At 50.9% G+C, this 15,426-nt stretch carries 14 protein-coding genes; 8 read left to right on the top strand and 6 right to left on the bottom strand.

Features of this window, described 5'->3' with window-relative positions:
• Window positions 1-120: 120 nt before the first annotated feature.
• Together JJD41_RS08000 and JJD41_RS07995 are read right to left on the bottom strand one after the other, a co-directional pair.
• Complete coding sequence (locus JJD41_RS08000) at window positions 121-2,889, bottom strand: hypothetical protein (RefSeq protein ID WP_200665459.1); 2,769 nt, start codon at window positions 2,887-2,889, stop codon at window positions 121-123.
• A gap of 254 nt (window positions 2,890-3,143) precedes the next feature.
• Window positions 3,144-3,386: a hypothetical protein gene (locus tag JJD41_RS07995; protein WP_200665458.1), complete on the bottom strand. Its 243-nt coding sequence runs from the start codon at window positions 3,384-3,386 to the stop codon at window positions 3,144-3,146.
• Window positions 3,387-3,897: 511 nt separating this feature from the next.
• Here JJD41_RS07995 and JJD41_RS07990 point away from each other — a divergent pair.
• From JJD41_RS07990 to cobT, 4 genes are all read left to right on the top strand, one after another.
• Window positions 3,898-4,608 carry a Crp/Fnr family transcriptional regulator gene (locus JJD41_RS07990; RefSeq protein WP_168570076.1) on the top strand — a complete coding sequence of 237 codons (711 nt, stop codon included), beginning with the start codon at window positions 3,898-3,900 and terminating at the stop codon, window positions 4,606-4,608.
• 455 nt (window positions 4,609-5,063) lie between these two features.
• Complete coding sequence (locus tag JJD41_RS07985; protein ID WP_200665457.1) at window positions 5,064-5,597, top strand: universal stress protein; 534 nt, start codon at window positions 5,064-5,066, stop codon at window positions 5,595-5,597.
• A gap of 120 nt (window positions 5,598-5,717) precedes the next feature.
• On the top strand, window positions 5,718-6,497 hold the full coding sequence (locus JJD41_RS07980; RefSeq protein ID WP_200665456.1) for a DUF2232 domain-containing protein: 780 nt from the start codon (window positions 5,718-5,720) through the stop codon (window positions 6,495-6,497).
• Window positions 6,484-7,644: a nicotinate mononucleotide-dependent phosphoribosyltransferase CobT gene (gene cobT / locus JJD41_RS07975; RefSeq protein ID WP_200665455.1), complete on the top strand. Its 1,161-nt coding sequence runs from the start codon at window positions 6,484-6,486 to the stop codon at window positions 7,642-7,644. Before JJD41_RS07980 ends, cobT begins: the two co-directional genes overlap by 14 nt.
• A gap of 168 nt (window positions 7,645-7,812) precedes the next feature.
• Here cobT and JJD41_RS07970 read toward each other — a convergent pair whose 3' ends face one another.
• Window positions 7,813-8,187, bottom strand: a complete 375-nt coding sequence (locus JJD41_RS07970; protein ID WP_200665454.1) for a hypothetical protein — start codon at window positions 8,185-8,187, stop codon at window positions 7,813-7,815.
• A 508-nt stretch (window positions 8,188-8,695) separates the two neighbouring features.
• Here JJD41_RS07970 and JJD41_RS07965 point away from each other — a divergent pair.
• Entirely contained in the window at window positions 8,696-9,235 is a 540-nt protein-coding gene (locus JJD41_RS07965; protein WP_200665453.1) for a phycobiliprotein lyase, read from the top strand.
• A 124-nt stretch (window positions 9,236-9,359) separates the two neighbouring features.
• A complete protein-coding gene (locus JJD41_RS07960; protein WP_200665452.1) occupies window positions 9,360-10,547 on the top strand; it encodes an extracellular solute-binding protein in 1,188 nt (395 codons plus the stop codon).
• Window positions 10,548-10,550: 3 nt separating this feature from the next.
• Here the strand turns inward: JJD41_RS07960 and JJD41_RS07955 are convergent, their stop codons facing one another.
• The 3 genes from JJD41_RS07955 to JJD41_RS07945 form a co-directional block, all read right to left on the bottom strand.
• A complete protein-coding gene (locus JJD41_RS07955; protein WP_200665451.1) occupies window positions 10,551-11,231 on the bottom strand; it encodes a hypothetical protein in 681 nt (226 codons plus the stop codon).
• 208 nt (window positions 11,232-11,439) lie between these two features.
• Window positions 11,440-12,582: an aldo/keto reductase gene (locus JJD41_RS07950; protein WP_200665450.1), complete on the bottom strand. Its 1,143-nt coding sequence runs from the start codon at window positions 12,580-12,582 to the stop codon at window positions 11,440-11,442.
• 639 nt (window positions 12,583-13,221) lie between these two features.
• Window positions 13,222-13,728 (bottom strand): bifunctional nuclease family protein, encoded by a 507-nt coding sequence (locus JJD41_RS07945; protein WP_168571923.1) that lies wholly within the window; start codon window positions 13,726-13,728, stop codon window positions 13,222-13,224.
• A gap of 369 nt (window positions 13,729-14,097) precedes the next feature.
• Here JJD41_RS07945 and JJD41_RS07940 point away from each other — a divergent pair, with 369 nt between their 5' ends.
• Both JJD41_RS07940 and JJD41_RS07935 read left to right on the top strand, forming a co-directional pair.
• Window positions 14,098-14,814: a riboflavin synthase gene (locus JJD41_RS07940; protein ID WP_200665449.1), complete on the top strand. Its 717-nt coding sequence runs from the start codon at window positions 14,098-14,100 to the stop codon at window positions 14,812-14,814.
• A 216-nt stretch (window positions 14,815-15,030) separates the two neighbouring features.
• On the top strand, window positions 15,031-15,426 hold a 396-nt coding region (locus JJD41_RS07935; protein ID WP_234488544.1), incomplete at its 3' end, for a tetratricopeptide repeat protein.

Raw genomic sequence — 15,426 nt, 5'->3', positions numbered from 1 at the left:
GAAGCACAATTTATTTTTTTCCTCGTTCAAACGGAGTCGATCGCACGCCATCGGGGAGCCTCTGGCTAGCTAAGCATGGGGGTCGAACCCTCCTGAATGCTTCGAGGGCGATCGTGGCTATTATTTCGCGTCGGAACTGCCCAAATTGGGGGCGTCAAAATCCGCGAAAAAGTCTTCTAGGGTTGCATCGGAGACTTCTTTGGGGGTTGCGGCTGCGGATAGTAAGGATTCTTCCAAACTCGCTTCAGAACGGTTTTCCCATTCATTCGCCGGGGGTGAAGGTTCCTCGTCATTCTCTTGCTCGAAGTTGGAAAAGAATTCATCGATCCGGGTGTCAATATTCCCGGGGGACGTGTCACCCCGATACTCTTTCGGAGTTGCTTCGCGATTCTCCTGGGGAAACGCTTCGAGATCGCCTCTAGGAGTTGGGGAAGCGGCGATCGCGGTTTCGCTTTCTAGCGCTTCATCTTGAGTTCTCGCCGCTTCTAAATCCCCGAAACTGGCAAAAATATCATCGAGGGTATTGGCGCTGGTCGGACGAGAGGTGGGTAAGGGGATGCCCACCTCCGGGCCACTTTTACGGTTGTTTTCTACGAACCATTCCGGTTCGGACGGTTGTCGGGGCGGCGGTTCGGCGCGATACTCCTCTGGAGACGCTACGCGAACGCCTATCTCGCTATCCTCGCCTAAATTGGCCAGCGCATCGAGATCGAGATCGCCCGTTTCTGAAGTGGCGAAAGAGGTCTCGGTTTCCTCCTCCCATGCATCCTCATCCAGGGACAGTGACTCGCCGAAGGCATCGAAATTGTCCTCAAGATTGTCCTCAAAGTCCTCGTCAAAGTCCTCGTCAAGATTGTCCTCAAAGTCCTCCTCGAGGCTATCTCCAAGATTCTCTCCAAGATTCTCCTCGAAGTCCTCGTCAAGATTGTCCTCAAAGTTCTGCTCGAGGCTATCTCCAAGGTTCTCTTCAAAGTCTTCGTCAAGATTGTCCTCAAAATTCTCCTCAAGACTATCTTCAACGTTATCGAGTTCTTGGATCCACGCTTCGGGGATTAAATCGAGTTCTTCGTCATCGTCTCTGGCTTCAGTTTCGGCGGCGAGGCTTTCGGCGGCAGGACTTTCGGCGGCGGGACTTTCCAAGTTAGACAGATCGTCGTCTAATTGTTGGAGGGCGTTACTGTCGAGCCATAAATCCGGTTCCGAGTCTGCCTCAAATTCGCCCAAAGGTAGCAGATCTTCGTCCGCATCAGCTTGGATGTCGGCTTCCGGTTCCCATTCTTCTTCGAGTTCGAGTTCCTCGCCGATATCGGATAAATCGGTATTTACGAACGGGGATCCCTCACTGTCGGGGCTGTCGCCGCTTTCGGTTTCTCCAGAAGCGGGGGTAAAGATCGCCAAATCTAGGAGTTGTTCGAGGTTGGAGATTTGCTCGTTTTCCGAGGGGCGTTCGCGAAGCGACTCCGTTGGAGAAGCGACTCCAAAGGAGTCAGAAGTATCCCCTGCACCACGGTCGGGACTCGGGGGAGCTGGGGCGATCGCCTGTTCGAGGGTGGCAAATAAATCGTCTTCTTCGGCGGGATTGTCCTGGGGAGACGCTGCGCGATCGCCGCTAGCCTCTGCAAAGTCTTGAGGAGGAAAGGCTTCTGGGGTTTCTAAGTCGGTTTCGTCTTCCCAGGCGGACTCCGGTTGATTAAATTCGGATCCGGCATAGGGAAACAGTTCGGCGGATAAGTCTTGCTCTTCTGATGTGGTTAACCCGGGTTCCTCGGCGGCGATCGCCTCATCGATTGGGGTGTCGTCGCGATTCTCCTGGGGAGACGCGACCCGATCGCTTTCCTGGGGCAGTTCGTCGCGATGCTCTTCTGGAGACCCTTGGCGATGCTCTTGTTCGGATCCTGCGCGATCGCCTGCTTGTGGGGCTTGTGGCCCTTGTTCGGCCTCGTCGGGGGAGGGTTGAGGGAACAGGTCGCGATCGGTGGCGATCGCCACTGGGGTTTCGACCCCAGATAGTTTTAGGGAAGATTGCCAGTACGAGGAGGCTTCCCGTCCCAACTGTTGGGCGAGATGGTTGACTAAGGCGGCGACCATCAGTTCCCCTTGTTGACCGAGGCGGTGCATTTTATCGAGTCCGTCGGAAAGGGATTCTTGATAGCCTTTGATGTTTTTTTCGATCGCTTCAAAGACGACTTGCAAGCTCGAATCGAGGGAAATGAGCAGGCGATCGGATTGAGCTTGAATACGTTTGAGGTATTCCAAGCGATCTTGGGGATCGAGCAGTTCGAGATCTAGCGGGGCGCTTTCCCCCGTGTCCCCCGTTCGCGATAACCCCCCCGAGGAACGGCGCGACGGTGCAATCAGTTGGGTTTCGATATGGCCGAGGGTTTCCGAGACTTCTTCGCTGAGACGATCTTGGAGCTGAGCCATTAAAGCTTGCAGGAATTCTGCAATTAAGCGATCGCGATCGGCATTTTGAGCCGCTAAGCTTTTTTTCGCTTGGTGTTTTTCTTCTAACTGTCGGATATCTTGAATTAAGGTTTCGCGATGTTCTTGCAATTGGGCGAGTTCGGCTTGCAAGGGATGGAGCAAATTGGAGCGCAATGCAGTCATGTCGCGCACGAGGGCGGTTAAGATTTGTTGCGCCTGCATTTCGCTGCCGCCCCATTGTCGGGCCTCGTCTAGGGAAGGGGGGGTCGGGCGATCGCCTCGGGGGGTGGAGAGGGTTCCGGATTGGGTTTCGCGATCGCGCAAAGCTTGTAGAAAATCGCGCACCCGTTCGAGGACCTGACGGGTATCCCCCGACCGCCACCACGCCAGACGGGAGTTCATTTTCCGCAGTACCCCGTCAATATCTGCAATCAGTGTCTGAATTCGATCCAGATTAGAACTCACGATAGAACCTCTGGCTAGAACGCATATTTCAAAATCTCAAGACCCCCTGGAGCGAGAGTGGCTGTCATTTGAGGGGCTGGCCAATCGCAGATTGCCGGATGGCAGCAGTCGGCTCGTTCCCCAGTCTACCGTTGGCAAGGGGGGGTGATGGCGCGGGGGCGATCGTCGTCCACCCGATCGCTGACGGGAACGGGGCAAACTTACTCAGGCTTTAGCCGATTTTATCGCGTGGACTCCGATCTCCAAATTTGCCGTCAGATTTCAACCGTTCCCAGTTCAAGTATGGGGGATTTTAACTCCGATGACTCCTCCGTTCCCATGTCGAGGGCGATCGCCCTCGGCATGAGAGTCATATCCGTCCGGGCATTTGTAGTAAAGTATTGACAGGACATCACAGCTCCGGCTTGCCATTCGTCCCTAGCCGAGAGGTTGGGGTGAGTGCCGATCCCCACCGAGGACGGCTGAACAAATACTCTAGGAAAGAGCGATCGAAACATTGGGGCCTCTCAACTGTAAAGGGAAGGCTTTGAAGCTGTAGGGACGATCTGCAAAGCTCTGGTCTCAAGGAAATTCAGAGCAAACAAGCTAAGTGAAATTTATCCCGACTTCGATCCTTCTATCTACGATTTGGTAAAATTTGAGCTTTGAAGCTCCTAGTTTCATAGAGGAAGACCGCTCTAAAAATAGGGACGGGGACGTCGAGACCCTCAATCCTCCTCGATCGAGGTTAGGGTCGAGAACTGATTCATCCCGAGCTTTATCTGGCAGCAGTCAAGGTGACGGGAGTGGGTCTGAAGGGGACAATTTGGCTACATTCGGGCGCGATCGTAGCACCGATGGATTGATGTTTTTCCAACTTTAGCGAATCTTTTCTGGGTTGGTTCTGACACGCCTCCGGTTGGCTCGTCGGCTGCATCCCCCTGAAAGACAAGCGGCTATCCCGAATCATGAGGCCACCAGTCCACACTCAACCGACCTGCCCAAGCGTGTTTATCACAGGATGGCCACATGGAAGACCGATATAACCTGCGCGACCCCAGTTCTAATGTCGATGAATTAATTCGCTCTACACCCTTTTTTGCGGGCTTACCTGACTCCGTGGTCGAACGGGCAACAGCTCATATTGTCACCCGTACCCATCCGCCCAATCAGGTAATTTTGCTGGAAAATGACTGGGGCAGTTCCGTTTACTTCTTGCTCGATGGTTGGGTCAAGATTCGTACCTACAACCTCGACGGCAAGGAAGTCACCCTCAATATTCTAGGAACTGGCGAAATTTTTGGGGAAATGGCGGCACTTGACGAAGTGCCTCGCTCGACCGACGTGATTACCCTGGCGCCCACCACGATCGGCAACATGCCCGCTCAGGATTTCGTACAGCTCATTCATACCGAACCCCTGGCGGGAATTCGTCTGGCGCAGTTGATGGCTAGGCGGTTGCGACAGGTGAATCGAAGGTTGCGCTTGAGGGAATCGGACAGTACCTCCCGGGTTGCGGATATTTTGCTGTTTCTGGCGGAAGGACAGGGAACGGAATCTCCGGAAGGAGGAACGGAAATCCCCAATCTGCCCCACCGGGAATTGAGCAGTTTGAGCGGACTGGCCCGAGAAACGGTGACCCGGGTTCTGAGTAAGTTGGAGAAAAAATCGCTGATCAAACGCGATCGCGAGAAGCTCTGCATCCCCGACGTTCACGCTCTAGAACGGCTTTTGGTTTAAACTGCGATCGTCAGCTCTTGTTGCCCTTTTCCCCCCGAGGACAACAAGGCGATCGCCCCCTTTGGACCGCTCGCCGCGATTGTCAAGAAATGCTTCCACTCATACCGTTTTCGCCCTCAACTACGCTAAGTTAGGGGTGGCAGATGAGACCGAGTGGCGATCGCCTTTCAATCCCTATCTAATCTGCGTCACGGCGACTCGCGGCTTCGATTGCCCGAAGTTCGGGGGGCGACGAATCACCTCAATTTCGAGAACTATTAACAAATTTTTCAAAATCCCAGGTCGGCGATCCGAACAGTGCGTGAGGTAGTTAAATTTCGGCAGGTCGTCGCCCGTTTTGGTTTTCAAAAGGCAAAACGGATCGTTTCCTCCTTCCATCGCTGGCGGCACCTCCCGATCGCCCGTTTGAAGATCGTCGGACTCATCCCAATCGTTACTTTGGGGAGATTAAGGTCATGACTTTTCAAAGAATTCTGGTGGCTTTAGACGATTCCACGTTATCCCACATCGTTTTTCAAAACGCTTTAGATCTGGCTCGAACCAACCAGGCGACCTTAATGTTATTTCAATGTCTGACTGCGGAAATTGTGGGCGAACCGATGGTCCCGATTCCTCTAGAAGTCGGACTTTATCCGGAGTTGGCCGAACGGGCTTATCAAGCACAAAATGCCCGGGTAGAGCAGTATACCCAACAAGTAATTCAAAAATTCAACCAATACTGTCAGATTGCAGGCGATCGCGCGATCGCGGCTGAATTCGATTATAAAATGGGCGATCCGGGTCAGTGGATTTGCAAAACGGCTGAAAATTGGCAAGCGGATCTCGTTATCGTCGGTCGTCGCGGTCGAAGCGGTCTGGCGGAGGTGTTACTCGGTAGCGTCAGTAACTACGTGGTGCATCACGCCCCTTGTGCGGTTCTGGTGATTCAAACCGGGCATTCCGGTTCCCCAGTCCCGACCGAAACCAAGGAGGAGGTGCAGGCAATCTAACCTTCTCGATCTTGAGGCGCGATCGCGCGATCGCCTGCGGCATCGCTATAGCGCCTCACGCGCAACCTAGATTTCAACCGCTAAAATCTAAAATGGTACGAGTGCGCCCAAAATATTTTCATGATTGATTCTTCCCCAGAAGAGAATAAACCCTCTTCCGATCGCCATTCAGATCCACTCGATCCGGCTGAAGACTTCGACATCGACTTCGAGTCGCCGAGCTCCCCTCCCGTTCCTCCTACCCCGCGATCGCGCGCCGTAAGCGGTCAGGCGATCGCCAAAAATCCGGCCTTAATTCTTGTCGAAACCGCCTTTTTAGCCAGTACCGCCAGTCTAATTTGGCTCATTAATTATTATTTCCCCCTCGGTCCCGTTTTGCGGATCTTTTTTCCCGTCCCCATCGCACTCGTCTATTTGCGCTGGGGCAATCGAGCCGCTTGGATGGCTGCCCTCGTGTCCGGCTTGCTCTTATCCGTCCTCATGGGGCCGACGCGCAGCATTTTATTCGTCATTCCCTTTGGGGTGTTAGGGGTTCTGCTCGGCTGTTTGTGGCGGCGCCGCGCCACTTGGACGATTTCGATCGCCCTGGGAACGCTCCTCGGTTCCGTGGGTTTCTTTTTCCGGATTTGGTTACTCGGGATTCTCGTCGGCGAGGACTTGTGGATCTACTTGACCACTCAAATTACCGAGTTAGCAGACTGGATCTTATTAAAATTCGGGTTACTCGTCCAACCGAGTTTATATTTCATCCAAAGCTTAGCGGTCGGTATGGTGATTTTGAACAACCTAATCTACTTACTGGCGGTCCATTTAGCTGCTTTTTTGCTCCTCGAACGGTTGGGCAATCCCATTCCCGAACCGCCACAATGGATCCAAGTTTTATTAGATGAAGAGAATTAAAACTGCGTCGGACGCTCCCAGGGAGCTTCCACTCGATTTTTCCACTTCAGGGACGATCGGCATCTACACCGAACACGAAAGGGCTCGGGTCTGGTTGGAACGCTATCGCGGCGTTCGGCCCGTCTTGGCGTGCATTTTGGGATTTACGGAAACCGCTTTAATTCCGGGGATTTCGGCGGCAGGAGCCACCCCGGACGATCGCCGCTACACCGCGATCGCCGATGCGGAATTTCTCTACCACGGACCGCAAACCTCTCCCCAATATCCGTTACCGCCGTTAGATGCGGGGGCTTCTCCGGTGTTGATTTCCCGGGCGGCGATCGCCGGGTTGGGGATTCCCCTAGAGATTTTCGATGCGGGGTTAGCGCAAAAAGCCTCGGTCCCTACGGTGGATTTAGGGGGAAGGCCCGCCCGTTGTTTGAGTACGGGAGCGGCTCTAGATTTAGCTACGGTCAAGGCATTGTTCGATCGCGGGTTGGCATGGGGCGATCGCCTCGTGAGTCGCCACGGTTACGCGATCGTTGCGGAATGCGTGGTCGGCGGAACCACGACGGCTCTAGGGATTTTGTCGGGTTTGGGGTTGGCGGCAGCCGGAAAGGTCAACAGCAGCCATCCTCAATGCAATCACGCCCAAAAGTTAGCCCTGGTGGAGCGGGGGTTAAAACATCTGCACGGGATCGGCGATCTCGATCCGATGCAATTGGTGGCGGCAGTGGGAGATCCGATGCAGGGGGTCGCCGCAGGAATGGCGATCGCCGCCAGTCGTCGGGGAGGGGTGCTGTTAGCCGGGGGAACCCAAATGCTGGCGGTTTATGCCCTCGCTCGGGCGATCGCCTGTCGCTACGCCCTCGATTGGCGTCCCGAGCAAGTGGTCGTCGGTACGACTCGTTGGGTGGCGGAAGATCCGACCGGGGACACGGTGGGACTCGCCGAGGTGGTGGGTGAGGTGCCGTTATTGGCGTCTCAGCTCAGTTTTGCCCGTTCCCGTCACCCCCAACTGCGCGCTTACGAACGCGGTTATGTCAAGGAAGGGGTGGGGGCCGGAGGCTGCGCGATCGCCGCCCATTTATACGGCGATTGGACTCAAAATCAGCTTCTGGCAGCGATTGAAGCCCTCGGCGATCGCGATCGACATTTGCGTGCTTGAGGGCGATGCAGACCCCTTCACGAAGACAACCCGAGATCGGGGGTCAACGTCGATGACCTCGCGATCGCGGGTTGTCCGCTCTGTTTTCTCATTGGAAATATCGAACGATTTTGAACGCTTCGATCTTTTGGCATTCACCATTATTGAGATAATCGTAGAGATTTCTACTTAATGGATTCTTTGAGCCAAAAGTTGTTCTTCTAGGGCCGCAATTCGGTTATAAGCTGCCGTTAATTGAGCCGTGAGGCGTTGAATTTGAATTTCTTGGGTTAACTGAGTTTCGCTGTTTTGAAAGCAACTCTCTCGATAGTCGCTTTCTATCAAAATATCTTTGTGTTCTAAAGACGAGCGATTGCTTGGGCGTAGCTGCTCGCATTCGACTTCGATTTCTCGTCGGACTCCCTCCAAAAGGTCGCTCCGGTGGGAAATCGGGCTTTTTTGGTCTAGTAGGTCGGCCAGTTTGACACTCAGTTGCTCGATCGCCTCGGAGAGAACATCGACTTTACGTGTTAAACCGCTCACTTGTTCTTGTAGTGAATCCATACAAGGCTTCCATTACCCTAACCGCTTTCTTTTACATCTTAGGCAAGGAATCCACGAGAGCGTAATTATTTTTAGATTATTTAATTTTTAAGAAATCTTGTCTACAAAAATAGTGCAATTTATCTTCGATCGCGGCTGGTTTTTTCCCTGAGCGAGTGAAATTCAACCAGAATCAACTTATCGGCTAGAAAATAGACAAATCACCCTTCTCAGAGCTGTTCTCGTTTTTACTGGATTGGCGATCGTCTTGAAACCAGGGGATTTCCGTGGCAGAAGCATTTTTACTCAATTTTCAAATCCTCTCTCCCCCTTCCTACCATTTTTGCGCAACTTTTTTCGATTTCCCCGCTTCTCAAAGCCCAAACTCAAGGCGATCGCCCCTTCGGTCCGGTTCGTTTTCCGTCGCCGTCAAAATATTAAGTTATATTAAAAACGGTAACCGTAACAACATCAGTCCCCAAGCCGTCGTTGCTACCCTATCGTTGCCCGTTGAAGTTGAGAATTTACCATGCCATCGAAAACTTCTAGGTTAGAAAGCACTCAAGAACAGGCGATCGCCGATTTTTTCCGCCGATCCGAGGGAAAATGGTATTCCGAGCGACGCTATTACACCTTACCGGACGGCCCGATCGCGGAAATGGTCAGCGATATATCCGTTCGCTTTCTCGAACCCGGTAGCGAAGAATTGGTCAAACTCGCCGAACTCCATCAATTAAGCGATCCTCAAGCTTTAATTTGTGGAACCTTCGTGCGCTGGGAAAGCAGCAATTCCGTCTCCAACCGCAAACAATCGCGCGGGTCGAGCATCTTTGGCGCCGCAGGAGACACCCTCTACCGCGATCGCGCCTTCGTGACCCCCAAACCAATTACCGCTCGATTTTACTTGCCCAATCCGCAAACCTTGTGTCTGAGAACCGAGTATAATGGCTCCGTCTTCGAGGAAGAACTCAAACTGATCGGCGATCGCTACCGAACCCGACAAACCATTATCTCTCGGGCGGGCGAACAACAGACGATCGGCCAATATTTGGAAAAACGGGTCAGTTAAAATTGCTAAGAGGCTGGGTCAATAGCTCTGCTAACCCTCTGCGAGCGATGTCTCTCCCGTTCCGGCGGCTGTTACCCAGCATCCTAATTTCCTCCAAGACCCGAAACCCAATTGAGCGATCGAGGTGAATCGACGATCTTTTCTCCTGGCTGCGACCAGTCTCCTACTCCATCAACTACTCGTCGCTTGTGGCGGTCAAACCCAAGCGACCCTCAAAGTGCGGTTGCTCAAATCTTCGATCCCCGCGCAACTGCTCGATGCTTTTCAAAAACAAACATCCCGCGACCTCAACCTAGACTTTAGCGCGATCGCCCAAATTGAAGAAATCTATTCTCAACTGCGTCAGTGGCACCAACCTGTCCCCCCTAACCGCAAAAAAGGCTTAAACCTGCCCTTTTTCGGCGATCGTTCGCCAAAAACCAACATCCCCGACCTCGTCACCTTGGGGGACTATTGGTTGAGTCAAGCCATTCGAGAAGGCTTGATTCGACCCCTCGACGCCAGTGACCTGCAAGGATGGTCCGCACTCTCGCCGCAATGGCAACAACTCGTCAAACGCAACGATCGCGGCGAACTCGATCCCAACGGATCCGTTTGGGCCGCTCCCTACCGTTGGGGAACCACCGCGATCGCCTATCGGGCCGATAAATTTAAAACCCTCGGTTGGACCCCCACGGACTGGTCCGACCTATGGAATCCCCAATTACGCGATCGCCTCTCCCTCCTCGACCAACCCCGAGAAGTTATCGGTCTCACCCTTAAAAAACTGGGCCATTCCTACAATACCGAGTCCTTAAATACCGTCGCCTCCCTTCGCGACGAACTGCAAACCCTTCACGCTGCCGTCAAATTCTACAGTTCCGACACCTACCTGCAACCCCTCATTCTCGGAGATACCTGGATTGCCGTCGGCTGGTCTAGCGATATCGTGCCTCTCACGAAGCGTAACCGCCAAATTAAAGCGATTATCCCCGCTTCCGGAACCGCTTTGTGGGCGGACTTGTGGGTACAACCCGCCGATTCTGCCCCACTCGAAGCCTCCAATCCCCTCGCTTTATCCCCTCAAGTCAAACAATGGCTCGAGTTTTGTTGGCAACCCGAAATTGCCCGTAAACTTTCGCTCCTCAGCGATGCCGCTTCGCCTCGCTTGACCTCAGCAGAAATGTTTGACCCGGTATTGTTGGAAAACGGCGATCGCGCCGCTCAAATTGCCTCTCCCGAACTGTTCCAAAAAAGTGAATTTTTAACCCCTCTCCCTCCTCAATCCCTCCAGGAATATTTAAACCTCTGGCAGGAGATCCGCAGGAGTTAATACTTAATTCTTTAGAGATTTAACCTGATTTTGTAACCCAGAAGAATCCATCCATAAGTTACAAACAATCGGTTCCACAGTAAAATCGCACGTGTAAGCCGCCAACAATCTTTTTTGACGGTTAAACACTCGTGTATTGTAGCCGTAATCTTTCGCCGACTGACCGAAATGATTGACAAATTGATAGCGTTCTAGATAGTCCCTCAAACTCCAAATTTGTCGGTTAACCACCAAATCTACCCGTCCTCCCCGTCCGTTTTCCCCCGGATAAGCCAACCAATTTTCCAGTAATTTTCCGCCAAATTGTTCTCTCGCCCACCATAAACTCGGAATCGTCAGACCGTTTTGAGAAATATTACTGCTCGTAATGGGGATAGAAGACTCCGAAGCCTTTCCTGATTCTAAAGCACTTAAATCTAAGGGAGGAAAAATCGGTGGCATATTGGCATTATTCGGCGAATCCCCCGGGTAAAAATCCCCGGTAAATTCCGGGAAAATATGTGGTTCCTCCGGGCGATCGTGTTCCAAGGTTTGCGATCGCGCTACCCGCATTCCGCTACTCAAAATCAAACCCGTGGCGATCGGCAATAAAAACACAACAAAAACCCGACGATTTGACTGATTAAATAAGCCAATATTGTGTAATTTACCTTTTGAAAGACTAATGCCCTTCGCTACATTCATCTTCAAAAATAAGCCGAAATTTTCTTAACTCTCAAACGTCAGTAATTTTTTACCCGGTCGAGGTTCACTTTCATTTTAGCAAATTGAGCATTAGTCCTCCATAAATTGGGGCGATCGCTCTATTTTTTCTATTTTTTGAGAACAACCACAAAAACAACCACAAAAACAGAGTGAAGACCATCGCCCCGCAACCTCTCTTTACAATCAGCTATTCCCACAGTCGCCGACCGCTTTTTCCCTTCAATCGGTCGTGGGTATCTCGTAGTAACATCGGGATATCCAGTTCTTCCGGACATCGTGGCAAACATTCACCGCAATCCGTACATCGATTGCCCTTCATTCCCGGAAACCAATGACCCGCATTTTCAAACATACGATAACGATATTGACCGTAGTCAACCATCTGATAAGCAACTGCTAAATTTCGCAGTCGTAAAACTTCGGGAATCTGAATATTTTCCGGACAGGGCAAACATTGATAACACTGACTGCATTGAGTCGTTCCCAACACCGAACGGGCATGATTTTTAAGGGTTGTAAACACTTCTCCTTCTTCAGCAGTGAGCGATTCAACACGATCGCCAAAATTAAGAGGCCAGTCCAATTCTTCCGGTTTGGCAGGTCCTATACTTAAAGTTGTAATTCTCGGATCGCTCAAGAGAAATCGATAGTTTAACTCTAAAGGAGAAAAAGGAGCGGTTAACGCTTTGAGTTCGGGAGGAGGAGTATAAAGTCGCCCACCTTTATCCGCCGGAGAGATAATAAAAATCCCTAAATCTCGTTCGTAAGCACGGGCGATCGCGGCTGCATGACGTTGAAAAAAATAATAATAATGCAAACTGACAAATTCAAATAAATCTGTATTAATCAGCTTTAAAATCAACTCTAAAGATCCGTGAGTCGAAAAGCCTAAATGTCGAATCCTGCCATCCTTAATGGCATTTTGCGCCACGGCAATACAACCGTTACGAACAACAGTGTTAAATTGCTCTTCGGTATTGAGTCCGTGCAGTGCGAGACCGTCGAGATAATCGACTTGGAGCCGTTCTAGGGACTCGTCGATCGCGCGATCGAATTCGGATGCATTCAAAGAATTCGGCAGTTTAGTCGTAATATAAATATTTTCACGGGAGATTCCGCGATCGCCACTTCCCAACAACTCAGTTAAAGCCGTACCGAGATAAACTTCGCTTTTGCCATAACCTCTAGCCGTTTCTAAATGATTAATTCCCTTTTCTAAAGCATAACGAATCGTAGCCGTAGCAGTTTCCTGGGAATCCAAATATCGCATCGTTCCCAATGAAAAAACAGACAAATATAAATTAGTTTGACCAAAACGACGATACTGCATCAGTCTCCGTGAACTTACAACAAATTGAGTTCAAATTGAGTTCAAATCGAATTTGTCCGTTCCATCGCAAACGGTTGACAATTGTAGCATTTCTCCTACCGAGTCATACATCTAATTGCAACTAATTGAGAAAGGAAAGCCCCCCTTTTTAAGGGGGGTTGGGGGGATCTAAGGAGAACGAGGAAAGTAGGGGTTTGGTTACCAAACCCCTACCTGGCGAGGAAGATTGAGGGGAATCTAAGGGAAACGAGGAAAGCCCCCCTTGTTAAGGGGGATTTAGGGGGATCTAAGGAGAACGAGGAAAGTAGGGGTTTGGTTACCAAACCCCTCCAAACCCCTACCTGGCGAGGGGGATTTAGGGGGATCTAAGGAGAACGAGGAAAGTAGGGGTTTGGTTACCAAACCCTTCCAAACCCTTACCTGGCGAGGGGGATTTAGGGGGATCTAAGAGGAAAGTCCCCCTTGTTAAGGGGGATTTAGGGGGATCTAAATGTCTTGCATAGCCGAGGAAAATGCTATATATAGCCAAATTCCCATAGGGACACGACATTCCCGTGTCCCTACAAGCCATTATCAACCGTTTCTTCCATCGCTCCCGCCCTTGAATTCTTCCTTTTACCCTAATCTAAATCTTCCAATCTATTGGTTTTCACCACTACTCGACGATCCCCGCTCCGAGAAATCTTCCGGTCTGAGATTCGCAATAAAATCTCGAAAAGCCTGTCGTTCCGCTTCGTCCGCATCTCTGTCCACCGGAATCGACGCATCCGCGACGACTTCTTCCATCACCCAAATCGGACTATTCGTTCGTAATGCCAAAGAAATCGCATCGCTGGGGCGAGCATCAATATCCTTTTTCTCCTCGCCACGACGAAGTTTAAGAACTGCATAAAAAGTATTGTCTTGTAATGAGTGAATGATCACTCGATCTAACTCCAATCCCCATTCTTCTAGAATATTTACCATCAAATCGTGGGTGAGCGGCCTGGGTGGAGTATGATTTTCTAGAGCGCTTATAATTGACTTGGCTTGGTCTTGTCCAATATAAATAGGTAACGCTCGTCGATCTGCCGCATCTCTGAGCAACACAATTGGACTGCGTGTTGCTGCATCCAATGCAATTCCAGCCACTTTCATCTCAATCATCGGCTCAGCCTCATTATCAACAGGGTAGGCAAACAGAAAAAGAAAATCTCGGTTGACATAAACCGATTGGAGGATCTGCAAAGGATCTCAATCCAATAGAGGCGCCAACCCGTCTCCCATCAAGAGCATCACATCCGACTAAGAAACAATTTAATATATATAAAAACATAACTCACTTTCTCTCTAATTAACCTATCGGACCATCACGTTCATGTAATTCCAGTATGCCTCCATCTTTACTCGGTTTTACCCTAATTGAACAGAAAATATGGTAAAAAAAACTGACCCTCCGTCAATCTCAATTCCTAGCAACTTTCCCCGATCCTCTCTCCTGTCAGTAAAAATCTTAGCAAATTTTCGCAAAACACCGTGTTCACCGGATTGATCCAGACATTAGGAACTATTCAGCTCGTAGGAACTGAAAAAGTCAAAGTTTCCTATTCTAATCTCGTATCTGATGCTACTCTCAGCGATGTCGAAATCGGAGATAGCATAGCCGTCGATGGAGCCTGTCTGACCGTTGTCGAGATTTTAGCCCACGGGTTTATCGCGATCGTTTCCCCTGAAACCCTCAGCCGCACGACTCTCGGACTGATCTCCGACATCCCGGCGAATCTCGAAAGCGCCCTGCGAGTCGGTAGCAAACTCGGAGGTCATTTTGTCAGTGGCCATATCGACGGCGTCGGATGCCTCCAAAAAGCGGTCAAAACCGCTACTTCTTGGGAAATGACCTTTACCCTACCGAGTGGTTCCGAACAAAGCTGGAATGCCCAGATTGCTCCCTATATCGTCCCCAAAGGAAGTATCGCCGTCAACGGCGTCAGTCTCACCGTGGCCGAATGCGATCGCCATGCTCGATGGTTTACCGTCGCCGTCATTCCGCATACGTTCTATAGCACAAACCTCCAATATCTGAAGATTGGCAGTTGTGTCAACCTCGAAGCCGACTTACTCGGCAAATACGTCGCTAAATTGCTAGCTTCCGGAGATCGCTCTTCCTCTACTGGTAACCTCACTCACGATAACTCAAAGAACGAACAGCCGGGAATTACAACAGAATTTTTATCGGAAAACGGCTATCTATAATACCCTTTAACCCCCGGTGAAACTTAAATCAAAACATTCATAGCACTTCTCGACAACAGGAAGTGTACCCACTCAACCAGTTATTCCCGTAGAAACCGGAATCCACCCACCGAACTCGGGTCGATCGGATTGAAACGACGGTCAAATCGGCGCAACAAACTTTTGACCCCTACAAACCACCGCCCCGACTTGTGTCATCGGTCATTGTCAATTGAAATGCCTCTATACTGGAATCAGCTTTGGTGGAGGTCTACGGACATACTCACTCGCACATTGATGGCATCGGTGTTGACCTTGTCTCTACTCCTGATTCCTCAAGGAGTGGTGGCACAGTCAGTTGAGGAGTTGTTTGAGCGAGGAAATACAGCCCAGAGTGAGAGCAGATATGAAGATGCCGAACGAACCTGGCGTCGCGTTTTGGAGATCGATCCTAATAATGCTTATGCTTACATCGGTCTCGGAAATGCCCTGTATCTCCAAAGAAAACTAGAGGAAGCCATCTCTGCCTACCGAAGGGCGATCGAACTCAATCCCCAGTTTGCTGCTGCTTACAACAATCTCGGAATTGCCCTGTATGACCAAGGAAAACTAGAGGAAGCCATCTCTGCCTAC

It is taken from the genome of Oxynema mangrovii CENA135 (assembly GCF_016632315.1).
Classification (GTDB): domain Bacteria; phylum Cyanobacteriota; class Cyanobacteriia; order Cyanobacteriales; family Laspinemataceae; genus Oxynema; species Oxynema aestuarii.
This window is presented reverse-complemented; position numbering and strand designations above follow the sequence as displayed.